Here is a 24,230-nt window from a genome sequence, read left to right on the forward strand (position 1 = left end):
GTTAGTACTTTAAAACCGCCATCACCGGGCTCTCCATCACCTGTCCCGTCAGCACGTCGGCGATGCCCATATCCGTCTGGTGCGGGCCGATATTGCAGGCGAGCGTGGCCCCGAAGCAGGCCTTGAAGACGAGATAGGGCGGCTGCCATTCCACCACCCTGCCAACGGCTTCGCGCAGTTCCTCGAAAGCCTTTGCAACTTCTTCAAGTGCCGCATCGGAAACGAGGCCGGAGAGCGGCAGCGGCAGAAGTGCAGTTACCTTACCTTCGGAGGCGACGGCCATACCACCGCCTGCCGCTATCACCGCATTGGCGGCGAGCGCCATGTCTTCTTCATTGCCGCCGAAAACGGTGAGGTTATGGCTGTCATGCGAGACCGTTGTGGCGAAGGCGCCGTTCCAGTCTCCCCAGCCGGTGAGGAAGCCAGTGCGGGTGACCGGTTCGGACTTGCCGTGGCGGTGGGTGACGGAGATCATCGTCGCACCTTCGGGCGGAACGACGAAACCATCTCTCACCTCGGCCTCCACCTCGCCCCATTGCGTGAAGCGCGGGCGGTCGATGGTGGCGAGGCGCACCCTCGCGCCTTCGGCAGCAACCCGAAAATCTTCGGTCACGCGCAGCGGCAGCTTCATCGAGCCTTCGAGCGCCGTCGTATCACAGGCGGGCACGTCCACAAGCATATGTCCGCCTTCCGCAACCGTCCTGCCCCCGGCGAGGACGTAACGGGCGGCGAAACCGCTCAGGTCCTCGAAGATAACGATATCGGCACGACGGCCGGCGGCGATGAGCCCGAGGTCAGGACGCCCAAGTCTTTGGGCGGCATTGAGCGTTGCGGCGCGCAGTGCCCATTCGGCTTTCAGGCCATAACGGACAAGGCGGCGCACCACATCATCCAGCCCGCCGCCATTAAACAGGTCATCCGGAAAGACATCGTCCGTGCACAGCGTCACGGTCTGCGGCAGGTGGCCCAGCGCGTTCAGCGCTTCCACGAATTCCGGCAGCAGGTGGTCATGCGAGCCGCGCAGCTCAATGGTCATGCCGGCCCGCAGTTTCGCCATGAGATCTTCGCCCGAGACCAGCTCGTGATCGGACGAGACGCCCGCCGCCATGAAGGCGTTGAGATCGGCGTCCTTGAGGCCGCGCGCATGGCCGCAGACCAGTTTCTCCGAGGCAAGCCCGGCCTGTACGATGCCGCTCATGCGCGGATCGCGCTCGATGACGCCGCGCATGTTCATGATTTCCGCGACACCGCCGACCTGGGGCCATGACAGGATATCGGCGAGAATGGCGGCGTCGAAATCAGCTCCGCCGCGTTCCAGCCCAGGCGCGGAAGGCACGCATGAGGGCGCCAGGAGAACGGCACGCAGCGGCAGGTTTTCGATTGCCTTCGCCGCCCAGCGCACCCCTTCGACGCCATGCACATTGCCGAACTCATGCGGATCCCACACGATGGTGGTAACGCCGCGGGCGACAACCGCTGCCGCATAGGCAGCCGGTGTGACCATCGAGCTCTCGATATGCATATGTGTGTCGATCAGACCCGGCGAGACATACCCGCCGGCCGCATCGATGATTTTTGCAGCATCTTTGCGGCTTGCCGGTTCGTGCACGCTGGCGATCAGCGCACCGACAATTCCGATATCGGCAGGGCGCAGCTCACCGGTTACCACATCCACCAATGTTGCACCGGTGATGAGGATGTCGAAAGGCGCATCGCCGCGCGCGGCGGCAACGGCGCGGGCGCGGAGCGCATCATCGCCGAGATCGGCAGGTTCGCATGCGGTGAGGTTCGCGTTCATCGGGCGGCCTCCCGGCGCAGCGCCTCAAGAATAACCGTCCTCGCACCGTCGGCATCCAGCGTGTCAGCAAAATGCGCGTTGAATGTTTGCGCTTTCTCCGCACGCGGCTCGACCACCGTTCTGCCCCGCGTCAGCGTCGCCTGAAGCTCGACATCTATCCGTGCGTGACGCCAGCCGATTAGGCCAGAGGCGAAGGCAACGGCAGCGACGGGATCGTAAAGTGCCATGCCTGGTCTGCCGCGACGGGTGGCGATGCCGATGAAACCATCAAGCAGATCGGCGATCAGCCCGGCATTCCTGCCGCCCGCATTGCGGATCGGCAGCACGTCGGCGGGCGAAGCGGTAACCTTGCGGCAGGCGTCCAGATCGACCATACGCAACGGCAGGCCATGGGAGAGCACGATGGCCAGCGCTTCCGGATCGGCAAAGGCGTTGAATTCGGCCGAGGCCGTGTGATTGCCGCTCGTCACGCCGCCACCCATCCAGGTGAGGTCGGAAATTCTCGCGGCAAGATCAGGCCGGGCGAGGCACAGGGCGGCAATATTGGTGAGCGGACCAAGCGCGAGAATGCGCCTCTCGCCCTCCCCCTCCAGCCAGGCGCAGAGAGCGGCGAAGGCATCGCTTTTCGGCAAGGCCGCGGCATCCGGCAGGCTTTGGCCGACGGTCGGGATGCCGTTTTCGCCCAGAATGCACTGCGCCGTTTCAAGTGCACCCAACACCGGCATGGCGCGGCCCTGATGGATCGGCATCGACCAGCCAAAAGCGGCAACCGCACCCGCGGCATTGTCGCAGACGGCCTGAAGCGTCGCATTGCCGAAGACCAGCGAGATGCCGTCTATGGCGAGACCCGACGATTGCACCACCAAGATGGCGGCGATATCGTCAAAGCCCATATCGGTATCGATCCAAACACCCATGATCAGTTGAATACCTTGAGGCTCGCCGCCTTTTCGACCGGCAGGTCGAAGGCAAGCGTATCGCCGATTGCGTGGGAGGTCAGGGCCGCGTCGGTTTCAGCCTTGATGGGCCCGAGCGGTGTGTCGAGCAGATATTCGCGGCTGTTGCCGGCGAAGGATGTGCCGCGCACGGTTCCCTGGAAAGGACCTGAACCGAGGGTGACCATGCGCGGCCGCCAGGCCAGTCCGGATGCTGAAAGGACTGGTCCGGGAAGCGGTGTTGTGCCGTTGGCGGTTTTCAAAGCCCCGCCTTGAAGGGCGAAGATGTTTTCGAAGCCGACGAAGTCGGCCACGAAGGCGGAAACCGGCGCGTTGTAAATCTCTTCCGGCGTGCCGATCTGCTCAATCTTGCCGCCCTTCATGACGACAATGCGGTCGGCAAGCGCGAGCGCCTCGATCTGGTCATGGGTGACGAAGATCATCGTGACACCCGTCTCCTTCTGCACGCGCTGCAGTTCGGTCCGCATTTCAAGACGCAGGCGGGCGTCGAGATTGGAGAGCGGCTCATCGAGAAGCAGCACTTTCGGCTCCATGACCATGGAGCGTGCCAATGCCACGCGTTGCTGCTGGCCGCCCGATAGTTCCGCCGGCTTGCGTGAGGCGAAATTGGACAGGCCGACCGACTTCAGGCCGGAGGCGACCTTGTCCTCCAGCGCCTTGCCGCTCATTCCCTTGAGTTTCAGGCCGAAGGCGACGTTTTCATAGACCGTCAGATGTGGGAAGAGCGCATAGGACTGGAACACCAGCCCGACGGCGCGTTTGTTGGCCGCAACGCGGGTAATATCGGCGCCATCGAGATTGATCCGCCCGGCAGCCACCGGCATCAGCCCGGCGATGGCGCGCATCGTCGTGGTCTTGCCGCAGCCGGAGGGCCCGAGAAGTGCGAGCAATTCGCCCTTGCGGATATCGAGATCGAGATCCTTGACGGCGACATTGCCGCCATAGGCGAGCGAGATTTTTTGCAGTGAAAGATAATTTGCGTCAGACATAACGGGAGAACCCCAGGAAACGTTCGGCCATGAAAACGATGCCGATGGAAAGGAAGGCGAGCAGCGAGGAAAGGGCGGCCACGGAAGGATCAAAGACGATTTCCATGTAGCCCAGCATGTCGATAGGCAGCGTGCGCACGCCGGGACCGGACAGGAACAGCGACACAGGCACCTGGTTGAAACTCGTCACGAAACCGAGAATGAAGGCCGACAGGATGCCGCCGCGGATATTCGGCAGCACAACGCGGAAAAATGCGCCAAGCCGCGACGAGCCGAGCAGCACCGCCGCCTCCTCGATATCGGAGCGCAGATTGTTGAGGCTGGCCGAAACCACGCGCACCGCATAGGGCAGGATGAGCGCGGTGTGGGCGAGAAACAAAGCAAGCGTGATGCCGATGCCGAAGGGCACGACGAAGTAACGCAGCAGCGCAAGACCCACGATAATGCCCGGCACGATGATCGGCGCGGACACGATGGTGCGCACCGTCTCGCTAAAGGGCAGTTTGTAGCGCGACATGGCGTAGGAAGCGGGAATGCCGAGAATGAGCGCCGTAAACGTGCCGCCGATGGCAAGGAACATCGACATCGCAAAGCTCTCGCGGAAGCTTTCGACCGTAAAGACCTTCGCGATCCACTTCAGCGAAAAGCCCTGCGGCGGAAAGGCGAGCGTATCCCCGGCCGAAAACGAGGCCGCAACGATGATGAGAAACGGCCCGATGAGGAAGCCGACGACAAGCAGAAGCGTGAGCGGAATGAAGAGCTGCCGGGTCATTTCTTGTTCCTCGCAGTGGCGATGCGCTTCAAGAGGATATTGGCGGCAAAGCTCATGACAATCAGGATGAAGGCGATGACGCTGGCGGCGACGAAATTATTGGAAACCGTGACCTGCTGGTAAAGCAGGGTTTCCAGCATCAGCACCTTGGACCCGCCGAGAATGGCGGGCGTGATATAGGCGGTCAGCGAACCGGTGAAGACCAGCGTGCCGCCGACGACGAGCCCTTCCCGGGTGAGCGGCAGGATGACCTTCCAGAACACCTGAAACCAGTTGGCGCCGAGAACGCGGGCAGCAGCGATCGTATCCTTCGGCATGTTCTCCAGCGCGCTGATGAGCGAGATGATCATCAATGGCAGGAACAGTTGCAGAAGGCCGATGAAGACGGCCGTTTCGGAAAACAGGATGCGGATTGGCCCGTCGCTGAGGCCCACCGCCTGCAGCGCCTGGTTGACGATGCCGGTTCTGCCGAGAATGACGATCCAGGCATAGGTGCGGGCGACCGGCGAAATCATCAGCGGCAGCACGACGAGGTTGACCACATGGCCCTTCCTGGCCGGCGACAGGTTGACGATGGCGAAAGCCGCCGCGTAGCCCACCACCGCCGAAACGACGGTGACGAGCGCGCCGAGCTTCAGCGTGCGCAGGAAAACCGTCTGGTTCAGCGGATCGGAAAAGAAAGCGCCATAGGCCGACAATGTCCAGCCGTCAGCGGTGCGAAAGCCTTCCGACAAAAGCATGAAGACCGGCACGAGAAAGACCGCCGCCGCGAAAATTGCGGCGGGCAAGGCAAGCGCCAGCGCTTCGGCCCGGTTCTGAAACATATGGCATTCTCCGGTCTTGAAATTCCGCCGGCTACTTTTGGCGGAGGACTTGTTCATTTGGCGTCAGTGGGTGCCGGCATATCGATCTCCCCCCTTGTGGGGGAGATGTCCGGCAGGACAGAGGGGGGTGACGTGCGCCAGCACGTAACCCATTCCCGCCCCTTCGAGCTTGTTACTGCCCCACCTTGGCGTTCCACTCCGACAGCCACTTGTCGCGGTTATCGAGCGTTACGTCGGAAGGAATGAGCTGCAGGCTGCGGGCGGTTTCATCGCCATAGGTGATGTTGTTCGCCACCTCGTCGGAAACCTTGACTTCCCTGTTGGTCGGGCTGTCCACCAGCTTTTCCGCCAGCGCCTTCTGGACGTCGGTCGAGAGCCAGAAATCCATGAATTGCAGCGCAAGGTCCTCGTTCTTCGTGCCCTTCGGTACAACGAGCACGTTCATGCCGCCGGTCTGGCCTTCCTTGGGCGTTGCCCAGGCGAGCGGCAGGTCGAGCTTGGTGAAAGGCGCCCAGGAGAAGCGGCCGATCGGCGCTGTCCAGATTTCCTCCTGCTGCATGAGCTGCACCAGCTGCGAGGACTTGACGTAGAAGGTGACGATATCGTCCTTCTTTTCGCCCACGGCCTCGATGGCGCCGGCAAGATCGGGCGTGTCCTTGCCGATGGCCTTGCCCAGCATGTAAAGCGCCGGCGGGCCCTGGTTGGTGGTGACATTCGGGAAGGCGACGTGGTCGACGATACCGTCCTTCAAAAGATCGGCCCAGCTGTCGATCTTCATCTTGTCGGTGCGGTAGACAATCGACGTGGCGTAGAAATTGACGCCGACGCTCATGCCATCGCCATTCGGGTCCTTGGCGATGTCATAGAGCTTTTCAATATTTGGAACCTTGGAAGCATCGATCTTCTGGATCAGGTCCTTGCGGGTGGCCGACAGCGCATCGGCCATGGAGACGATGGCGAGATCGACGACCGGGCTGGCCTTGTTGGCCTCCATCTTGGCCAGACGCTCGACGCTGTTGCCGGTCTCGACGACGAGCTTGCAGCCGCATTTCTGCTCGAAGGGCGTATAGACCAGTTCCTTGAATTCATCCTGCGCGAAGGCGTAGACCGAGATCGTCAACGTCTTGTCCTGGGCCTCAGCGGCTCCCATCGTCAGCATCAGGGCGGCGCCCGATGCGAGAATGATCTTTTTCATGGTGTGAGTTCTCCTGCTGTCGTGTTCTTGGCTTCAATCGCATCATGCTTTGTCTTGCCGGTGGAGCCGCGCATGATCAGCGCCATCGGTACTTTCGAAACATCCGCCGTGACGTCGACCGCGCCCCCGTTTTCTCCGGCGCCATCGATCGCGCGCAAAAGCGCGCCAACGGCGAGATCGGCGATGCGGCCCATATCCATGCGCATGGTCGTCAAGGGCGGGGTGACCACGGCAGAAAAGATAAGATCGTCGAAGCCGGTGACACTCGCCTCTTCCGGCACCTCGATTCCCGCGCGCTGCAATTCGGTCAGCACGCGCAGCGCGTGCAGATCGGATACGGCGGCAAAGGCCGTGAAACCTTCGGCAACTTTCTCCGCAAGGCCCAGCCGGCAGCCCGCGCCACCGGCCTTTTCAATGCCATCGATCCAGAGCGTCTGGGCCAGGCATGTTTTGCCGAGACCATCGCGAATGCCGCCGAGACGGTCATTCTGAACATTGGAATCCCTGTTCTTGCCGACCAGCACCACCTTGCGATGGCCGAGGCTCGCAAGATATTCACCCACCTGCCGGCCGCCATCCCAATGGTCGGCAGCAACGGTATTTCCCGGTGTCGACGGGCTGTCGATGACGGCCACCGGGCAATCAACGCCGGAAATGCGTGTGCCACGTCGGGGAACGACCACCATGCCGTCCACCCCGCGCTCGATCAGCCGGTCGATCGCATCCGTCTGCATGGCGATCTCACCGCGCGCATCGGCGATCAGCACGCCATAACCCGCGTTGACAGCCGCCTTCTCGATGGCCTGCGCAATTTGTGGAAAGAGAGGATTGGCAATATCGGGCAGGACGAGCCCGAGAACGCCCGACCTGCCGGTGCGAAGCGCCCTGCCCGCCGAACTCGGCACATAGCCCAGCTCGCTCGCCGTCTTGCGGATACGTTCCACCAGTTCGGGCGAAACGCGGCCCTTGCCGGACAGCGCATTGGACACGGTTGCCACCGACACGCCGAGTGCCGCTGCTATCGCGCTCAGATTGGTGGCAGGTCGTGACGACGCCATAATGGTCCGGAAGGGCTGATTAAACGTTTAATCACGATAATCGAGGCGCGAACCGCTGTCGAGTCCTGCGCTGGCAAAATAGGGCGAAAAGCTGGGCACAAAGGTTAAATGCCCGAAAAAAGAGCGATTATTTTTACGCGCTCTGGGTACTGGCTGCGCGATAAGCCTCCACCTGACGCACCAGCCAATCTCGAAACAGGACGACCGGGACGTGGTTGGCGCGTGAAAGCGGGGCCACCGCGTAATACGAGCTCGGGCTTCTGGCCTGATGATCGAAGGCTTTGACCAGCTGCTTCGATTTCAACTCGTTATCGATGAGGAAGAGCGGCATCAGCGCGACGCCGAGGCCGGCGATGCAGGCCTGCGCAACGCTGGAAAACTGTTCGAAGCGCATGCCCTGCGGCAAGACGAGTGACAGGCCGAGGCTTTCGAACCAGTGGCCCCATGCGCCCGGCCGCGAGGCCATGTGCAGCAATGGCAGGGCAGCGATGTCTTCTCCCTTTTCCACCGGATGAACGCTGAGGAACTGCGGGCTGCACACCGGCGCCACCATTTCATGCATCAGAAAGGTGCTTTCCGCGCCCGGCCAATCGGCCTGGCCGATATGGATTGCCATATCCAGCTGCTCACGCTCGAAATCGAACTGGCCGATGCGGGTCGCAAAATTGATGGTGATCTCCGGGTGGTTCGCCACGAAATCCGGTATACGCGGCAGAAGCCAACGGGTGCCGAAGGTGGGCAGCATGGCGAGGTTGAGCGTATTGCCATGCGTTTTGGTCATGATCTGCAGCGAAGCTGAGCGTATCTCGCCGAGCGCTGCCGCAATCGATTTTGCGTAGATCTGCCCCTCCGCCGTCAGCGCCACGCCGCGTGCGCCGCGGTCGAAGAGCCGCACGCCAAGCTGTTCTTCCAGTGACATAACCTGCCGGCTGATTGCCCCCTGCGTCAGCGCCAGCTCATCTGCGGCGGCGGAAAAGCTGCCGAGACGGGCAACGGAATCGAAAGCGGCAAGCGCACTTGTGGATGGCAGGAGTTTGCGGCTGAGAGATGTCATGAGCCATTACTATATGTAATGCAAAAATGAGTAAACATGGCTTGTGCCATCCGGGCTGAATACGAATAATCCTGCCAGCAAATCCGGAGGCATAAAGTGAGCGAACGCGTAGCATTCAATTGGCAGGATCCTTTCCTGCTCGAAGACCAACTGACTGACGACGAGCGGATGATACGCGACGCCGCGGCCGCCTTCGGCAAATCGGAGCTTCTGCCGCGTGTCTCCGAAGCCTATCTTTCTGAAACCACCGAGCCGGAACTGTTCCGCCTGATGGGCCGGCAAGGCCTTCTCGGCGTTACCCTGCCGGAAGAATATGGCGCGGCGAATGCGAGCTATGTGGCCTATGGTCTCGTGGCCCGCGAGGTGGAACGGATCGACAGCGGTTACCGCTCGATGATGAGTGTGCAGTCCTCGCTCGTCATTCACCCGATCTTCGCTTACGGTTCGGATGAGCAGAAGAAGAAATACCTGCCCGGCCTCGTCTCGGGCGAACTGATCGGCTGTTTCGGCCTCACCGAGCCGGATGCCGGCTCCGATCCGGGCGGCATGAAGACCCGTGCTGAAAAGATCGAGGGCGGTTATCGTCTGCGCGGTTCGAAAATGTGGATTTCCAACGCACCGATCGCCGATGTCTTCGTGGTCTGGGCCAAATCCGAAGCCCATGACAACCAGATCCGCGGTTTCGTGCTCGAAAAGGGCATGAAAGGCCTCTCAGCACCGAAAATCGGCGGCAAGCTTTCGCTGCGCGCCTCCATAACAGGCGAAATCGTCATGGATGGCGTCGAAGTCGGCGAAGACGCGCTGCTGCCCAACGTGTCCGGCCTGAAGGGCCCCTTCGGCTGCCTCAACCGCGCCCGCTACGGCATTTCCTGGGGCGTCATGGGCGCTGCCGAAGATTGCTGGTTCCGTGCCCTGCAATATGGTCTCGACCGCAAGCAGTTCGGCAAGCCGCTTGCCGGCATGCAGCTTTACCAGAAGAAGCTCGCCGACATGCAGACCGAGATCGCGCTCGGCCTTCAGGCATCGCTGCGCGTCGGCCAGCTGATGGACGAGCACAGGATGGCGCCGGAAATGATTTCCATCGTCAAGCGCAACAATTGCGGCAAGGCGCTGGATATCGCCCGCCAGGCCCGCGACATGCATGGCGGCAACGGCATCCAGATCGAATATCACGTCATGCGCCACGCGCAGAACCTCGAAACGGTCAACACGTATGAAGGTACGCATGACGTGCACGCGCTGATCCTCGGCCGGGCCCAGACGGGCATTCAGGCGTTTTTCTGAGGGTTATGGACCGTAGCGGTTCCGTCAAGAAAGAGGCCTCCGAAGATCGCTTCGAAGGCCTTTTTCTTTTCGAGCTCAGGTGACGGCTCAGAATGTGCCGCGCACCCCGATGCCGAACATGCGCGGTTCGGTCATGCTCGCCTCGATGCCGCCGATGCCGCGGTTTTCCTTCATAAGGGTCGGCGCGCGCTCGTCGAAGACGTTCTTGACGTAAGCGTAGAACTCGAGTTCGTCCTGGAACTTGTAGCTCGCCCGCACATCCGCGATCGTGTAGGGATCGATCGCATAGACGGCCTTGTTGTCCGTATCGGAATAATAGCCGTCGAGATGGCGGACCTGCCCGGACACGGTGAACTTGTCCGTCACGTCCCAGCTTGCGCCGACGGTGAAGCTGTATCCCGGCGACTTGGCGAACTCCTTGCCGACATAGGCGGCATTGCTGGAAATCTCGTCGATCTTCGTCTTCAGCAGACCGGCGCTGGCTTTCAGCGTGAGATTGTCGAGCACCCGATAATCCGCGCCAATTTCAAGACCATAGGCATGGGCTTCTTCTGCGTTAACGGTGTAGGATTCGCTGATGCCGGTGGAGACGACGACCGGTACGTTAAACTGGGCGTTCTTCATGTCCATGTAGAACAGATTGCCGTTTACCGTCAGTGTGTCATCGAGCAGGCTGGCGCGGGTGAACACTTCGTAGTTCCAGATGGTTTCCTTGTCGAAGCTCCGCCATTTGCTGGTGGTCAGGTCAAATGCGACGCCGCCGGGATTGTACCCGCGGCTGACAAGACCGCCGACAGTCCAATCATCATTGATGGCATAGGCGAGAGACGCCTTGGGAAGGATTTCAGAGAAGGTTTCGTCATAATTGACCGAACTTCTGCTGGTGGCGCTGTGCGTCCGGTAACCGGCGCGCTGAATCTGGTCCTGCTGGTAGCGCAGGCCACCCGTCAGGGTCCACTGGTCGGTCAGCCGATAGCTCAGCTCGCTGAAGAGGCCGAGATTGTCCTTGGTGTCGCTGAAGCGAGAGGTGCCGCGCAGATAAAGCACCTCGTCGGCTTTCGTGTGCGCATAAAAAATGCCGGCGACACCGCTCAGAACATCCTCCTGATCGCCGAAGGTGACGCGCGTTTCATGCGACGTGTTCCTGAGATCGACATCGGCGTCGCCGTTGTTGGCGATGCCGACCCGGCGTTTGGCGGTGGAGTCGGAAAACTGGGTCTGGTTGAACAGTTTCACGCCGTTCTCGAAATCGTAATTGATGTCGAGAATGCCCGTATTGGTATACTGGCTGAAATTCGGCATCGTCGTGGTGATGTGGTTGAGATCTTCGAAGGGACGCGACGCCGCTTCCTGGCTTGGCCGGTTGGAGGCGTTGTAGGAATAGGTCAGCTTTGTGGAAAGACCGGGAATTTCAGACGGTTCCCAAAGAAGCTTGAAGCGACCGTTGAATTCCTTGAAGTTTTGGTCCGTTCCCTCATGCGCAAAGGCGGAATTGATGTAATCGATGAAGGTATCGCGGCCGGAATAATCGATCGCCATGCGCGCCGCCAGCTCGTCTTCGATCAGCGGGCCGGAAAAGGCGAAGGAACCGCGCTTCTGGTGATAGTTGCCGATTTCCGCCTGATAGCTGGCTTCCGGCGTAAAGGTCGGGTCCTTGGTGTTGACAAGGATGGCGCCGGCAATGGCGTTGGCGCCCTGCGAGGTCGTCTGGGGCCCGCGGAACACCTCGATGGTGTCGACATCCCATATGGACGTCGCCCCGTAGATGAACTCGTTATACCCGAGATAGTGACCGTCCACATTGATCGTCGCGCGCGGCACCGTACCGGTGAAGAAGGCGATGGAGCCGGTATTCGGGCCCTGCGTGTCCTGTCCGCGAATGATGGGGGCACTGACATTGTCGGTGTAGACGACGTTCGGAATATCCTTGAGCGCTTCGGATACGGTCGGATCGCCGGTCTTTTCCTTTTTGATCTCCTCGGCGGTTTTGACTGACACCGACGAGGCCGTGTTCTTCATGTCGCGCGCCACTTTTTCACCGGTCACGACAATCGGCTTCAACACGGTCGTCCCTGCTGTATCAGCCTGCTGATCCTGACCGACAACCGGCGTCACGAACAATGTCGCCAACGTCAGAACACTGACCCCGCTCATCAAACGGCCGTTAGAGCTAAACCCCATCATACACCCCAACTAAACATGAGTATTAAAGTCATATTCAAGTAACGGAAGCGTTATCCGTTTCGCAATAGAGAATGCGTTCCGTATTGCGGATAAGCAGGCTTCCGTAACGGGATGTGCCATATTTACAACAAAGTTTAAGGGACCGCCTTTTCCGCCATGGCAGCCCGGCCAGAGAAGCTATTGAAAAGGCTGAAGACAGCCATTCCGATTTTCGTCGCAATGCGTTAGGCATTCTCGAAAGAGTGGGGCACGACCTTGAACGCCATGGATGACGAAACCGAAGAACGCCCGGAAAACGAAGGTGAAAAGCGCTCGCCGCTTATTCAATCCGTATCGATTGCGGCGCGGTTTCTTAATCTTCTCTCCAGGTCCGATACGGGGCTGGCGCTTGGCGAACTTGCTAAACGCGCCGGCACCGGTCGCTCCACCGCGCATCGTTACATGCAAAGCCTCGTGCGGGAGGGACTGGTGATACAGGACCCCGCAAGCGGCAGTTACGATCTCGGCCCCGCAGCGCTGGGCATCGGCATCAGCGCCCTCCGACGAATCAACCCGGTCGAAACCGCCGGACGTGAGATGAAGGCGCTTGCCGCGCAAATCGGCGCCAGCTGCGGCGTGGCGATCTGGACCGAGCGCGGCCCGACCGTGGTGCGGTGGGCGCGAAGCGCCAGCTTTTCCATCAGCACCGTCGCTCTTGGCGATGTTCTGCCGCTGGACAACAGCGCCTGCGGTCTGGTTTTTCAGGCTTATCTGCCACCAGACAGGGTGGCTGCCGTGCGCAGGCTGCAACCACCCGCCTTTCGCGGCTCTCCTCCTGCTGCCGGCATTCTCGAAACCATCCGCGAGACGGGCGGCGCCGAACTCAATGAACATCTGTTCTCCGCCCTGACGGGCAAGGCGGCGCCGGTTTTCGATGCCCAGGGCGAACTCTGTTGTGTCGTCACCACCGTCTCTTTCGTGGCTACCGCCGAAGCGGAACGGCATTTTTCGCGACTGATCGAGGCCGCCCGGCAGGCAACCGCCGAATCCGGCGGCGGCTAGACACCTTCGGCCAGATGCTCCGCAAGGGTGCGGCCGGAATAGGCGGTGCGGAAAAGCCCGGCATCGGCAAGTTTCGGCAACAGCCGCTCCAGCACCAGCCGCATGGATGCCACCGAGCCGCCGGGCACCGCGACAAAACCGTCGATTGCCCCTGCGGCCACCCATTCACGGATGCCCTTAAAGGCATCTTCAACGGTGCCGACGATCTGCCAATGGCCGGATCCCATTACCTCCGGCCGCCGCAGTAATTCCGCAACACTTAGCGTCTCCCGCTCTATCAGCCTGCGCAGCAGTCCGGCATGGGTGCGGCTTCGCGGTCTTTCGGGCGGCGGCGGCAGGTCGGAAGCGGTGACCACCCGCGTGAGCGGCCAGTCGGTGAGGTCGAGGCCCGTCATGTCGAGAACCGACGCCAGGGTTCGGGCGCGGTTGGCGCGGGCATGGGTCTCAGAAAAGAGTTCAAGCGCCTCCTTGCCGCTATCCGCCAGATATAGGCTGAGGCCCGGCATCAGCTTCACCCCGTCAGGCTCACGGCCATGTCCTTCGGCGCGCCGCCGTAAGTCCGCCCTCAGTTCGATGGCTGCCTGCATGTCCGGCGTGGAAGCAAAGACTGCGTCCGCCACCGAAGAGGCAAAATCGCGCCCCTCGGGAGACGCACCGGCCTGCACCAGCGGAATGCGGCTGGCGTGGGCTGGCAGGTTGAGCGGCCCTTTCACACTGAAATGCCTGCCCTCATGCGCTACCGGGCGCACCAGCGAGGAATCGGCAAATCGCCCGCTTTCCCTGTCGAGTTTAAGGGCTTCATTTGGAAAACTCGCCCAGAGCTGCTGCACGACCTGCGTGAATTCGGCGGCGCGTCCATAACGCTCCTGCGGTGACGGCATTTCTCTCAGGCCGAAATTTTCGTGCCCCTCCAGTGCCGTGACGATGTTCCACCCGGCCCTGCCATTGCTGAGCCAGTTCAACGACTGAAGCTGGCGGGCTACCACATAGGGCGGCAGAAATGTGGTCGATACGGTGGACAACAGGCCGACATGGCTCGTTTCCCGCGCAATGGCCGAAAGAAGCATGGTCGGGTCCATGCTGGCAAATCCGCCGCCGGTTTCCAGCCCCTCGGTGCGGAGGAAAAGCGTGTCCGGCCGGAACACGAAATCCACATGCGCAGCTTCCGCGCGCTGTGCCAGATCGACGAAATAATCGCTGGAAAATACCCGGTTTATATCGCTGTCGGCTCGACGCCATGCTTCGCCGCTGAGCCAGGTTGGGGCCAGCGACATGCCCACATGAAGTTTGGCTGCGACTGACATGATGCACCTCGACTGAAATATCCGGCAAGAAAACCGCGCGTTGAATCGGCAAATTTCGATTTGTGGAGAGTTTTACTATAGTTTAGTGTCGCTTCAAGACCAGAGTGTCGCGCCCGTCGGGGACGAGCCCGTCTCCCGAAGGTTCGATATTAAGATTCAAAGACTTATAATCCTCATGTGGCGTCTCGACGCATGAGCGCATGACTAACAGGAGTTGTATCCGGTGCTTGACGCCACGGACCTTCACGCCAGCTATGGCCACTTTCCCGTCCTGCGAGGGCTTTCTTGCCGCTTCCACAGCGGTCGCGTCACGGCGCTGGTTGGCCCCAATGGCTGTGGCAAGTCGACGCTGTTGAAAACCATCATGGGTTTCGTGCCTTTGTCATCGGGCGCGATAAGGCTTGGCGAGCGTTCGCTGGGCGACATCAGACGCAGGGATCTCGCGCGCCGCATCGCCTATCTGCCGCAGGAATGCCATTGCCCCGACTATATGACGCTCGGCGAGTTGATCGAGCTTGCCGGTTATGCACGCTACGGCCTTGCCGGCGGCCCGAGCGAGCGTGACCGGGCGCTTTTCGCCGGGGCGCTGAAGACAGTCGGGCTGGAGGACAAGGCGAGAGCGCAGGTCAACATGCTTTCCGGCGGGCAGCGCCAGCGCGCCTTCATCGCCATGGTGCTGGCGCAGGATACGGACGTGATCCTGATGGACGAGCCGGTCAACCATCTCGACATGAAATATCAATATGCCGTTCTTGGCCTTGTGCGCGAGCTGACCGACAGGCACGGCAAGACCGTTATCGTCGTGCTGCACGATCTCAACCTCGCCGCCACTTTCGCCGACGACGTCATCATGCTGAAGGCCGGGCAGGTTCTGGCATCAGGGCCGGTAGCAGACACGGTCACACCCGAAAATGTCGCCGAAATCTTCGACCTCGAAGCCGATATATTTTCCAGACTGGGGCGGCTCATCTGCGTGCCCCGGCTGGAACGACAGGAACAGGCCATTCCGGCATGATCGCGAAAATAACGCTGATCCTTGCCGCGGCGCTGTTGCTGGCCGCCATCCTCGCCGTCAATCTGTTCGTCATGTCCGGCGACATGCCGCCTGCCGAAGTCATGGCGACGCTCTGGCGCGGGGAGGCCGATAGCTATGAACAATCGGTGCTCCTCTATCAGCAAATTCCACGGTCGCTGATTGCCATCTATGTGGGCGCCACAACCGCCGTCAGCGGCTGCGTGCTGCAGGGGCTTGCCCGCAATCCCCTCGCCTCGCCCTCGACCCTTGGGCTGAATGCCGGAGCGACGCTTTTCGTGATCGCCGGCGCGCTGCTGTTCGATCTCTCTGCTGAGGCACAGGGCCTTGCCGCGCTTGCGGGCGCCGGCTTCGGTTTTGCCGCCTGCTTCGTTGTCGCGCGTCTCGCCGGGCGGGTGAACGATCCGCGCGGTCTGTCGCTCATCCTTTCCGGAGCGCTGGTTTCCATGCTGCTGATCGGCGTGACAAACGCCCTGCTTCTTTCCAACCCCACGCGTCGGGCCGAATTCCTGAGCTGGGTTGGCGGCAATATCAACCATGTCTATATCGAACGGCTCACCGATTTCTGGTGGATCGGCGCCATTGCAATGGTGATTTTGCTATCGGTCGCGCGGCCGCTGACGCTCGTTCTGCTGGGCGCGGAAAAAGCCGCTTCCGCAGGCGTGAATGTCACGCGTATTTCCCGGCTCGCACTGTTTGCCACCATGCTGGCGTCAGGCTCGGCGGTAGCGATCTGCGGCCCGATCGGGTTCGTCGGCCTTATCGTGCCACATATGATCCGGCCGCTGGTCGGCGTGAATTTCACGCTTGCTTTGCCGGCCTCCGCGCTTGTCGGCGCGAGCATCTGTGTGCTGGCCGATCTTGGCGCGCAAACCCTGTTTGCGCCCTACGTGGTCAATACCGGGCTGTTCATGGACCTGCTTGGCGGCCTCGTTTTCATCGTCATCGTCAAGCGCTTCTATCTGTCGCCTTCGGCAAGGGGGCTATCGTGAAACGGGATTTCGCCACAGACGGGAAAGCCGTTCTCAGGTTGCCCGGCGGGCTGCAGATCGGCATCGGCAATCTGACGGCCGGCCTGACGCTGGTTGCGCTGGCGTTGACGATCGCCGCCGTGTCCGTCAGCCTCGGCAATACCGAAACGGGCCTTATTGATCTCCTGCACGGGTTTGCCGGCGGGCATCTCGGCGATGATCAGGCCTATGCGCTGTGGACGGTACGGCTGCCGCGCATCCTGCTCGGCTTCATGGCTGGCTGGAGTGTGGCGCTGGCAGGCGCGATGCTGCAATCCGTCGCGCGCAATCCGCTCGCCGATCCCGGCCTGTTCGGGCTGAGCCAGGGGTCGATGACCACCATCATGCTGCTTCTGGTGCTGGTGCCGACGGCCCCCAAGACGCTGGTGGCTCTTGCGGCTGTCGGCGGAGGCCTGGCCGTGGCCTTCCTTTTGATCGCGCTTGTCGGGCGCGAACGCTCGAGCGGCCTTGCCATATTGCTGATGGGCATCGCAATTGAGTCGGCGCTTTCCACTGTCTCATCGGTGCTTCTGCTCTATACGCCAGCCGAGACCTCGCTTTCGCTGGCGGACTGGATGGCAGGTTCGCTGTTTCAGGCAAGCTGGCCGACCATCATCGTTTTTGCTCCCCTCTTTGCAGCAAGCCTTGCCGGCATTTTCCTCATTGGCCGGGCGCTTGCCGTCTTCGATCTTGGCAGCGAGATGGCCATGGCACTCGGAGAAACCGTCAGGCATTCGCGACCGCTCGTCATTGTGTTTGCGGTAATTCTAAGCGCCTCCTCCGTTACCGCCGTCGGCCCGCTGACATTTCTCGGCGTCATCGCCCCGCATCTCGCCACCTTCGTTTCGCCCGCCGTCGGCCGCGCCAGGCTTTTCCTGTCGGGGCTTACCGGCGGCATTCTGGTGGTCGCCGCCGATACGCTCTCGCGCGGGCTGGTGGCGGATGTGCCGATGCCGATTGGCCTTGCTCTGACGCTGATCGGCGTGCCGCTCTTCATCCTCACGCTGCGCCTGCAGGCGTTGCGCAGAACCAACGCTCACTAATATATCGAATAAAGGGAATGCCATGCGAATTGCCATCCTCGTCGCCGCACTTCTGGCCGCCGGAACGAGTCTCGCCGCCGAGCGCAGCGTGACCGATGCCGCCGGCCGCACCGTCTCCGTTCCGGAAAAGCCGCAGCGCATTGTCGTCATGCACGAGCCGCTTCTGGGCGTGCCGCTGATGGATCTTGGCGCTGATGTGGTCGGCGCCTATGGCCGCAACAGCGACGGCAAATTCGCAACCGCCGTCGATTTCGTTGATACCGTTCTTGGCGAAGGCCACGCGAAACCGAAGGGTTTCGGCGCTGTCGGCCAAATCGACCTCGAAAAGCTGCGGGCGCTGCAACCGGAACTCATCGTCGCCACGGAAATGGACAGCGGCAAGGCCGAACAGCTCTCCACAGTCGCACCGGTCTATCTGCAAAAGGCAAGCGCTGGCAAAGCCTATGGCTTCAGCGTGGAGGAAGACCTTGCAGGTCTGGTCGGGCGAAGCGATGTCTTCGCTGAGCGTCGGAAGATTTATGACACCAAGCTCGCCGCCGTCAAAAAGACGCTGGGTGAAGATATCAACGGCAAGACTTATCTCGCGATCCTGCTGACGGACCAGATCAACGCCGTGGGGAACATGTCCGGCGCGGTGCAGGCAATAGAGGATCTCGGTTATGTCAGGCTGAAGATCGACAGTACCGCCTCTTCGGGCGGAATGGGCTCGACCCTGATGATGCCGCTGAGCGCCGAAGCATTCGGCAAGCTCAATCCCGATCTGCTTGTGGTGATGAACAGCTATACCAGCCCAGCCCGCGGCGAGGCGGGAACCCGCGCCGCGCTTGGAAAGATCATTCCCGGCTGGGAGCGTTTCGTAAAACCGGCACGCGAGAAAAGGATTGTTTTCCTCGATTCCACCAGGGTGACGACGCCTTCAATTCCGAGCGCGCTCCATACATTGGATGAAGTGGAAAGCTGGGCGGGCCGCCGCTGACCACCTTTCTGCCCGACAAATCCCGGCACGATCACGTGCCGGGCATAAACTTGAGTTTTCGAAGAAACTTATATTGCCGGGGCGGAAACCGCCTGTTATGGTCCGCGCATCTTGACGCAACGACGCCGGAATATCGCGCCGGACGAGAACCCCAACGCGCGATCATCCGGCACGCCGACCCGGGACAGCGAGACCGCCGAACCCGTCGGCGTCATCCCAGGAAAGACAGCAGCATGAGCATGCCAGAAACCATGGATTCCGCCCTTCCGGACCGCACTCCCAAACGCCACCGCCACGCCGTGAAGCTGCGCGCGCTGGACGTGGCGCGGACCGAAAAACTCAGCCGGTCCATGGTACGCATCGTGCTGACCGGGCCGGAACTGGAGGGCTTTACGAGCCTCGGTTTTGACGACCACGTCAAAATGTTCTTCCCCCAGCCCGGCCAAACCGAACCGACCCTGCCGGTGATCGGCCCGAACGGCATTGAATTCCCGGAAGGCGCGCCGCGGCCGCTGGCGCGTGACTACACGCCGCGCAGCTTCGATGCCGAAAAAGGCGAACTCGCCATCGATTTCGCCACCCATCACGATGGCCCGGCCAGCAACTGGGCGAAGAGCGCGAAAGTTGGTGACAAGGCGTGGATCGCCGGCCCACGCGGTTCCTTCACCGTTCCCTTCACCTATGACTGGCACCTGCTGATCGCCGACGATACCGGCCTTCCCGCGCTGGCACGGCGACTGGAGGAGATGCCTGCCGGCACACCCGTCGTGGCGTTGATCGAAGTCGAGACGGAGGCGGACCGGCTGGAGCTCGTAACCAGGGCGGACGCATCGATAGTCTGGATAACGCAGAGGCCGGACAACGGAACCGACCAGGACGCATTAACGAGCGCCCTGCGCCAGCTCGAACTGCCAAAGGGCGATTTCTTCAGCTGGGTCGCCTGCGAATCGAAGACCGCAAAGGCGGTTCGCGCCCTTCTGGTCGAGGAATTTGGCGCCAACCCCAAATGGACCCGTGCTTCCGGCTACTGGCGGCGCGGCGCGAGCGGCGTTCACGATCATTTCGATGAGTAACCCGGCAATCACGACGGCTGCCATGCGGGATGCGGAAGCGATTATGACGCAACTCAGAGCCCTTCTCGCAAGGGTTCTGGAAGATGAAGTGCGCGATATCGAACCGGGGGACAACCTGTTCGGCTATGGACTTCATTCGCTTGCCCTCATGCGCCTGATGCAGCCGCTTTCACAGCTTGCGGGAGCGCGGCTCGCTTATGACGATCTGGCCCGGCGGCCAACGCTTGCCGCGTGGCAGGCACTCATCGAACGGTCGCGCGCGGGACATTGATCCCGCGAACCGGCACGTTTCGCGCCGGAGCGCGATTTCCGACTATACCAAGGAGAGGACCATGGCAGCAGACAACACACGTATGCTCGCACGTCGCATCGAAGAAGGCTTCGACAACGAAGGGGAGGCCCCGCCGAGCCAATATGAGGAACGGGTCTGGTTCGAACAGTTTCAGGATCCCGATCAGGTTTTTCGGCAGCTTCTCGCCTATCGGATCGGTGAAGAATGCGATCTGCTGCGTCTAACCTCGGCACTGAAGACGGTTTGTGAGGTCTGGCCCGAGCTTCGTGCGCGCTTTGCCTTTGGCGAGGACGGTACGCTTGCCAAGAGTATTGAGGCTCCATCCGCATCCATCGTGCAGCTGCTGCATGTCCCCTCGGCAGAGGAGGCACTGATTTTGCTGCACGACCTTCAGGGGAGGCCCTTTGATGCCGAGACCGACCCGCCTTTCCAGGCCGTCGTGCTTTTGAGCGAAGGTGAAATCCTGCTGGCATTTCTGGTCCATGCCCTGCTGGGCGAGGTCCTCTCGCCGCAGATCCTGCTGGACGGTATTACGGCGGCCTATGCCGGTGGAACGCCGAAACCGCTTTCGCCGCGTGCGGTCGAAAGTGACAGCGTCGACCCGCTTCCGCTTGGCTGGCTGCAACGTCCGGCCACCGGCTCGACCGTCGTGGCGCTGCGGCAGAACACAATTGACAGGCCTGCGAGCCATAGCCATGGCGTCGACCTTGCGGCTTCCCTGCTCGGCCTCCACAGCTCCACGGCTGCAAACGCGATCCTCGCGCGTGCCGGATCGCGTTTTGCACTTTTCCTGGCAAGAAACGGTGGCCCCGAAACAGTAACCCTTCGCCTGCGGCCCGGCCTCGGCACAGCCACACCGATTTCAGCCGAGGCCGTGGCGCGGATAGCGATCACCCGCGACCAATCGCCCGAACAGGCTGAAAATGCCGTGCTGTCAGGGCTGGAGCAACGAACCGACAATGGAGGCGCAAAGGTCACCTTAACGCTGCAGGCGCTTGCAACACCTGTTCAGGCCATATCGGAACATGGTCTTCACTTCGAGCACCTGCCCCTGCCCTCCCTGCAATCCGGCCTCGGCCTGACACTTGCCGTCGGGCCGACGGCCGCGGGCGAAATCCGCCTCGAATTGACGGGCGGCAGGGAAACATCGCCGCATGCGACGGCCTTCCTCCTGGAGCGCTTCGTCAGCCATCTTGAAGGCGGCACGGATTTTTCCGAGGTCGTCCCTCAAGACACCGCGGCAGCACCGCAGCAGGCAGCCCTTTCGCCCAGTGCGTCCGCTCAGAAGGACGACACCGTCGAAACGATCCTCGCCGAGTTCCGTGATGCGCTCGTCTCACCCGACATGGGGCCGGATGACGATTTCTTCGATTTCGGTGGCCATTCGCTGATCGCGACCCGCATCATCGGCCGCCTTCTCGCCAATCACGGCATCGAGCTGCGCTTCAACGATCTGTTCAGCTACCCGACCGCCGCCACGCTCGCAAAACAGGCGACGCGGCTCGCAACCGCTGCGCCTGCGCAGGCGGACGCGACGGCGAGCGGCTCGCTGACCGCGCCGCTTTCGCTGGCGCAGATGTCGCTCTGGAAAGCCTATGCCGCTTTCGGTTTCGGCGAAATCTTCAACATTCCCTTCGCGCTCGATTTCCTCGATCCCGTCGATGAGACCGCCTTCGAATGTGCCTTCCTCGACATAATCGAGCGCCATCCTGGCCTGCGGACCCATTTCTACGTCGAAAACGATATGGTTCTGCAGAGGATCGTGCCAATGCATGATCTGCCCGGTTACAAATGGTTCTGGACCAGCGAAGAAAGCGAAGGGGTGGACCGCCACGCCGAGGCTGGCTGGCGCTTCGATCTGGCGCGCGAACTGCCGATGCGGCTGCGCTTCCTGCGCGACCCCCACACCGGCCGTCAGGTGCTTTCCTTCCTCTTCCATCACATCGTGCTGGACGAATGGTCGGTGAACCTGATGATGGACGAGCTGACCGAGGCTTACCGGGCAAGGGCGACGGGCATGGCCCCGGTCTTTGCGACCAGACCAGCCCCGTTCCACGAATTTGCAAGACAACAGGTCGCGTCAGGCGTCAATTCCAGCCACCTTGCCTACTGGACCGATATGTTGCGGGATGCGCCGAAAGGCCTTACCCTCAACGGACAGGAAAGCACACCGCACGAGGCATCGCAGGACGAAGCACCGGCGGGCGGCTGGATCGAGTTCAAGCTGGAAAAACATGTCAGCGACGGGCTTTACGCCATTGCCAGGCAGAACAGCGCCTCGCTGTTCAACGTGGTCTATGCCGCGATTGCCGCATCGCTGCGCCATCTCGGCGGGCTGAGCGATCTCGTGGTCGGCACCTCGGCTTCGGGCCGCACCGACAGCAATTATTTCGATACGATCGGTTATTTCACCACGGTCGTCGCCCACCGCGTTCGTTTCACGGAAACGATGACCGTCGGCGAACTGATTTCCTCGGTGAAGAACACCATCAATGGCTCGCTGGAACACAGCGAAATCCCGATCGATCTCGTGGAGGAAGCACTGGGCATGACGCCGGGTCGCGACCATTTGTTCGAGGTCTTCATCCAGATCCACGCCAAGAACAAGCTGAACGGCGCCCTTGCGGGGCCGGATGGCAGGGCGGTGGAATTCCGCCAGATCGATCCGGACAAACACGAATCCATGCTGGGGCTGCAGTTCGAGGTAATGGAAGAGACGATCGGCGGCGATCGCTCCATTCGCGTGCTGATGAGCTACCGTTCGGACCGTTACGGACCTGAGGATGTCGAGCGGCTGCGCAGCACCACCAGCGGCATCTTCAGCCGTTTTGCGGAAACCGGCGCTTCGGACCGCGTGCTGACGACGCTCGCCTGAGCCGGACCTGCCAAGGAAAACCCGGCTTCGCCTGACGGAGCCGGGTTATTTGTCTTTGAACGCTGATGAGAATGTCCTGGCGCGGCCCCTGCATCCGCACGCCGTCATACCTCAGACCGCCAGGCGGAACGCCGTGGACGCCTCCACCGCCGCAAGCGCCAAGGCCTCCTCGCGCAGCATGGCATCGAGGAACAATGGCAGCTCTTTACGGTAGCGGGCGAAGTCTCCCGCTTGTGTCAGCGCCGAGTCCGCATCGATGTGCAGGTTCAGTTCGCTGCCGTCATCTTCACCACGGAAGGTAAGGTTGAACCCGTCGCCGGGACCATTCGCCAGAATGTGCCTGGCAACGGTGAGCCCGGCAAACACCGGCGCGCTGAACGGCAGGACATTGATGAGCGGCGAGAAGAAGAAGCGCCGGCCTTTCGGTATTTCCCGGTCGGCGGCGATCTGTTCAATACGGTAGCGGCCGTGCAGGCGCTGCTTCCGCAGATTGGCGGCGTTGCGCGTCAGAAATGCGCCGACGCCCTCTCCAGGCTCGATGGTGAGGTGGAACGGCAGGATGTTGACGAGCATGGCCGGCATATGCGCGCCGACACTGCCCCAGCGGCTCATGAAAGGCAGCCACAGTGTCAGGACATCACGATCCGGACGGGGCAGCACCCGGTGGAGATAAAGACCGGAAAGCAGCACCAGAAGATCGGGCCAGCCAATCTCCAGTGCGCCGGCCAGTCGTTGCAACCGCGTGCTGAAACCGGGCGGCAAGGCCGCATCCGCATGCAGGCCACCGCCGCCATAATCCTCGCAATCCTTGTCCAGCACCGGCAGATCGGCGGGTGCGGCGAGATAGGCTGTCCAAAAATCGCGATCCTTTTCGAAACGCCGGCTCCGCTTGTAGGCTTCCTCTTCCGCCAGGAAATCGCCGAAGGGGTGAAAATCCGGACCCGCTTCACCCTTGCCGCAATAGTGCCCGTAAAGCTGGCCGCAGCGCTGCTCCACCAGCGTCAGCCCATAACCATCAACGACGATATGATGAGCGCGGATATACCAAAGGTAACGATTATCGGCGATACGGTAGAGGAGCTGCGCCGAGAGCCTGTCGGCCGTGAGATCGAGCCGCGCTTCCACATCCGCGTTCATGCGCCGCAAAGCCTCCTCCAGCGGAGCGGGATTGCCGCGGAGATCGACAAGTTTCACAACCGGGGCATGGTTTGGGTCGCAGCATTGCTGCGGCGTCTCGCCATCATCGCCGACGCGGAAGCGGATAGACAGGACTTCTGATTCGCGTACGGTGCGTGTGATCGCCTGAAGGAGCGCGCTTTCATTCACCGCGCCGGAAAGATCGATGTAATGGGCGACGGTTGAAACCGGTTCGTCGGGATGGAAGGAAAACTCCTCCCAGAAATCGAGTTGCGGCTGCGTCAGTGGAAGCCAGCCGCCGGCGGGATCGATATGCGCCATCTGTTTTTCCT

Annotated in this window: 20 protein-coding genes; 9 read left to right on the forward strand and 11 right to left on the reverse strand. The window is 61.4% G+C overall.

The window, feature by feature from the left end:
• Position 1: 1 nt before the first annotated feature.
• The 8 genes from DOU54_RS23560 to DOU54_RS23595 all read right to left on the reverse strand — a co-directional run bounded on the left by DOU54_RS23560 (position 2) and on the right by DOU54_RS23595 (position 8,646).
• Positions 2–1,798 (reverse strand): adenine deaminase, encoded by a 1,797-nt coding sequence (locus DOU54_RS23560; RefSeq protein WP_113731876.1) that lies wholly within the window; start codon positions 1,796–1,798, stop codon positions 2–4.
• Entirely contained in the window at positions 1,795–2,715 is a 921-nt protein-coding gene (locus DOU54_RS23565) for a nucleoside hydrolase (RefSeq protein WP_113731877.1), read from the reverse strand. Before DOU54_RS23565 ends, DOU54_RS23560 begins: the two co-directional genes overlap by 4 nt.
• 2 nt (positions 2,716–2,717) lie before the next feature.
• Positions 2,718–3,743, reverse strand: coding sequence for an ABC transporter ATP-binding protein (locus tag DOU54_RS23570; protein ID WP_004445301.1), 1,026 nt, complete (start codon positions 3,741–3,743; stop codon positions 2,718–2,720).
• On the reverse strand, positions 3,736–4,515 hold the full coding sequence (locus DOU54_RS23575; protein WP_004445302.1) for an ABC transporter permease: 780 nt from the start codon (positions 4,513–4,515) through the stop codon (positions 3,736–3,738). The genes DOU54_RS23570 and DOU54_RS23575 overlap by 8 nt, the downstream gene beginning before the upstream one ends.
• Complete coding sequence (locus tag DOU54_RS23580) at positions 4,512–5,339, reverse strand: ABC transporter permease (RefSeq protein ID WP_004445303.1); 828 nt, start codon at positions 5,337–5,339, stop codon at positions 4,512–4,514. The genes DOU54_RS23575 and DOU54_RS23580 overlap by 4 nt, the downstream gene beginning before the upstream one ends.
• 172 nt (positions 5,340–5,511) lie before the next feature.
• Entirely contained in the window at positions 5,512–6,534 is a 1,023-nt protein-coding gene (locus DOU54_RS23585) for an ABC transporter substrate-binding protein (protein ID WP_113731878.1), read from the reverse strand.
• Positions 6,531–7,592 carry a LacI family DNA-binding transcriptional regulator gene (locus DOU54_RS23590; protein WP_004445307.1) on the reverse strand — a complete coding sequence of 354 codons (1,062 nt, stop codon included), beginning with the start codon at positions 7,590–7,592 and terminating at the stop codon, positions 6,531–6,533. Before DOU54_RS23590 ends, DOU54_RS23585 begins: the two co-directional genes overlap by 4 nt.
• A 133-nt stretch (positions 7,593–7,725) precedes the next feature.
• Entirely contained in the window at positions 7,726–8,646 is a 921-nt protein-coding gene (locus tag DOU54_RS23595; RefSeq protein WP_022562789.1) for a LysR family transcriptional regulator, read from the reverse strand.
• A gap of 96 nt (positions 8,647–8,742) precedes the next feature.
• Here DOU54_RS23595 and DOU54_RS23600 point away from each other — a divergent pair, with 96 nt between their 5' ends.
• Positions 8,743–9,930, forward strand: coding sequence for an acyl-CoA dehydrogenase (locus DOU54_RS23600; protein WP_113731879.1), 1,188 nt, complete (start codon positions 8,743–8,745; stop codon positions 9,928–9,930).
• A gap of 87 nt (positions 9,931–10,017) precedes the next feature.
• Here the strand turns inward: DOU54_RS23600 and DOU54_RS23605 are convergent, their stop codons facing one another.
• A complete protein-coding gene (locus DOU54_RS23605; RefSeq protein WP_113731880.1) occupies positions 10,018–12,084 on the reverse strand; it encodes a TonB-dependent receptor in 2,067 nt (688 codons plus the stop codon).
• A 294-nt stretch (positions 12,085–12,378) separates the two neighbouring features.
• Here DOU54_RS23605 and DOU54_RS23610 point away from each other — a divergent pair, with 294 nt between their 5' ends.
• Positions 12,379–13,155 carry an IclR family transcriptional regulator gene (locus tag DOU54_RS23610; protein WP_113731881.1) on the forward strand — a complete coding sequence of 259 codons (777 nt, stop codon included), beginning with the start codon at positions 12,379–12,381 and terminating at the stop codon, positions 13,153–13,155.
• Here DOU54_RS23610 and DOU54_RS23615 read toward each other — a convergent pair.
• Positions 13,152–14,459, reverse strand: coding sequence for an NtaA/DmoA family FMN-dependent monooxygenase (locus DOU54_RS23615; RefSeq protein WP_113731882.1), 1,308 nt, complete (start codon positions 14,457–14,459; stop codon positions 13,152–13,154). The genes DOU54_RS23610 and DOU54_RS23615 overlap by 4 nt on opposite strands.
• A gap of 214 nt (positions 14,460–14,673) precedes the next feature.
• Here DOU54_RS23615 and DOU54_RS23620 point away from each other — a divergent pair, with 214 nt between their 5' ends.
• The 7 genes from DOU54_RS23620 to DOU54_RS23650 all read left to right on the forward strand — a co-directional run bounded on the left by DOU54_RS23620 (position 14,674) and on the right by DOU54_RS23650 (position 22,761).
• Positions 14,674–15,474 (forward strand): ABC transporter ATP-binding protein, encoded by an 801-nt coding sequence (locus tag DOU54_RS23620; RefSeq protein WP_113731883.1) that lies wholly within the window; start codon positions 14,674–14,676, stop codon positions 15,472–15,474.
• Complete coding sequence (locus DOU54_RS23625; RefSeq protein WP_006698352.1) at positions 15,471–16,484, forward strand: FecCD family ABC transporter permease; 1,014 nt, start codon at positions 15,471–15,473, stop codon at positions 16,482–16,484. Before DOU54_RS23620 ends, DOU54_RS23625 begins: the two co-directional genes overlap by 4 nt.
• Positions 16,481–17,545, forward strand: a complete 1,065-nt coding sequence (locus DOU54_RS23630; RefSeq protein WP_113731884.1) for a FecCD family ABC transporter permease — start codon at positions 16,481–16,483, stop codon at positions 17,543–17,545. Before DOU54_RS23625 ends, DOU54_RS23630 begins: the two co-directional genes overlap by 4 nt.
• A 22-nt stretch (positions 17,546–17,567) precedes the next feature.
• Positions 17,568–18,521, forward strand: a complete 954-nt coding sequence (locus DOU54_RS23635) for an ABC transporter substrate-binding protein (RefSeq protein ID WP_113731885.1) — start codon at positions 17,568–17,570, stop codon at positions 18,519–18,521.
• A 233-nt stretch (positions 18,522–18,754) separates the two neighbouring features.
• A complete protein-coding gene (locus DOU54_RS23640) occupies positions 18,755–19,594 on the forward strand; it encodes a siderophore-interacting protein (protein ID WP_022562799.1) in 840 nt (279 codons plus the stop codon).
• Complete coding sequence (locus DOU54_RS23645) at positions 19,587–19,865, forward strand: phosphopantetheine-binding protein (RefSeq protein WP_034496885.1); 279 nt, start codon at positions 19,587–19,589, stop codon at positions 19,863–19,865. Before DOU54_RS23640 ends, DOU54_RS23645 begins: the two co-directional genes overlap by 8 nt.
• 61 nt (positions 19,866–19,926) lie before the next feature.
• On the forward strand, positions 19,927–22,761 hold the full coding sequence (locus tag DOU54_RS23650) for a condensation domain-containing protein (RefSeq protein ID WP_113731886.1): 2,835 nt from the start codon (positions 19,927–19,929) through the stop codon (positions 22,759–22,761).
• 111 nt (positions 22,762–22,872) lie between these two features.
• Here the strand turns inward: DOU54_RS23650 and DOU54_RS23655 are convergent, their stop codons facing one another.
• A complete protein-coding gene (locus tag DOU54_RS23655; RefSeq protein WP_113731887.1) occupies positions 22,873–24,219 on the reverse strand; it encodes a condensation domain-containing protein in 1,347 nt (448 codons plus the stop codon).
• Positions 24,220–24,230 lie beyond the last annotated feature (11 nt).

It is taken from the genome of Agrobacterium sp. MS2 (genome assembly GCF_003261015.1).
GTDB classification, from domain to species: Bacteria; Pseudomonadota; Alphaproteobacteria; order Rhizobiales; family Rhizobiaceae; genus Agrobacterium; species Agrobacterium pusense.

Bases quoted from the DNA above. Each gene is read 5' to 3' on its own strand.
- DOU54_RS23560 (WP_113731876.1), bottom strand. From the start codon at position 1,798: ATGAACGCGAACCTCACCGCATGCGAACCTGCCGATCTCGGCGATGAT.
- DOU54_RS23565 (WP_113731877.1), bottom strand. From the start codon at position 2,715: ATGGGTGTTTGGATCGATACCGATATGGGCTTTGACGATATCGCCGCC.
- DOU54_RS23570 (WP_004445301.1), bottom strand. From the start codon at position 3,743: ATGTCTGACGCAAATTATCTTTCACTGCAAAAAATCTCGCTCGCCTAT.
- DOU54_RS23575 (WP_004445302.1), bottom strand. From the start codon at position 4,515: ATGACCCGGCAGCTCTTCATTCCGCTCACGCTTCTGCTTGTCGTCGGC.
- DOU54_RS23580 (WP_004445303.1), bottom strand. From the start codon at position 5,339: ATGTTTCAGAACCGGGCCGAAGCGCTGGCGCTTGCCTTGCCCGCCGCA.
- DOU54_RS23585 (WP_113731878.1), bottom strand. From the start codon at position 6,534: ATGAAAAAGATCATTCTCGCATCGGGCGCCGCCCTGATGCTGACGATG.
- DOU54_RS23590 (WP_004445307.1), bottom strand. From the start codon at position 7,592: ATGGCGTCGTCACGACCTGCCACCAATCTGAGCGCGATAGCAGCGGCA.
- DOU54_RS23595 (WP_022562789.1), bottom strand. From the start codon at position 8,646: ATGACATCTCTCAGCCGCAAACTCCTGCCATCCACAAGTGCGCTTGCC.
- DOU54_RS23605 (WP_113731880.1), bottom strand. From the start codon at position 12,084: ATGAGCGGGGTCAGTGTTCTGACGTTGGCGACATTGTTCGTGACGCCG.
- DOU54_RS23610 (WP_113731881.1), top strand. From the start codon at position 12,379: ATGGATGACGAAACCGAAGAACGCCCGGAAAACGAAGGTGAAAAGCGC.
- DOU54_RS23615 (WP_113731882.1), bottom strand. From the start codon at position 14,459: ATGTCAGTCGCAGCCAAACTTCATGTGGGCATGTCGCTGGCCCCAACC.
- DOU54_RS23625 (WP_006698352.1), top strand. From the start codon at position 15,471: ATGATCGCGAAAATAACGCTGATCCTTGCCGCGGCGCTGTTGCTGGCC.
- DOU54_RS23635 (WP_113731885.1), top strand. From the start codon at position 17,568: ATGCGAATTGCCATCCTCGTCGCCGCACTTCTGGCCGCCGGAACGAGT.
- DOU54_RS23640 (WP_022562799.1), top strand. From the start codon at position 18,755: ATGAGCATGCCAGAAACCATGGATTCCGCCCTTCCGGACCGCACTCCC.
- DOU54_RS23645 (WP_034496885.1), top strand. From the start codon at position 19,587: ATGAGTAACCCGGCAATCACGACGGCTGCCATGCGGGATGCGGAAGCG.
- DOU54_RS23650 (WP_113731886.1), top strand. From the start codon at position 19,927: ATGGCAGCAGACAACACACGTATGCTCGCACGTCGCATCGAAGAAGGC.
- DOU54_RS23655 (WP_113731887.1), bottom strand. From the start codon at position 24,219: ATGGCGCATATCGATCCCGCCGGCGGCTGGCTTCCACTGACGCAGCCG.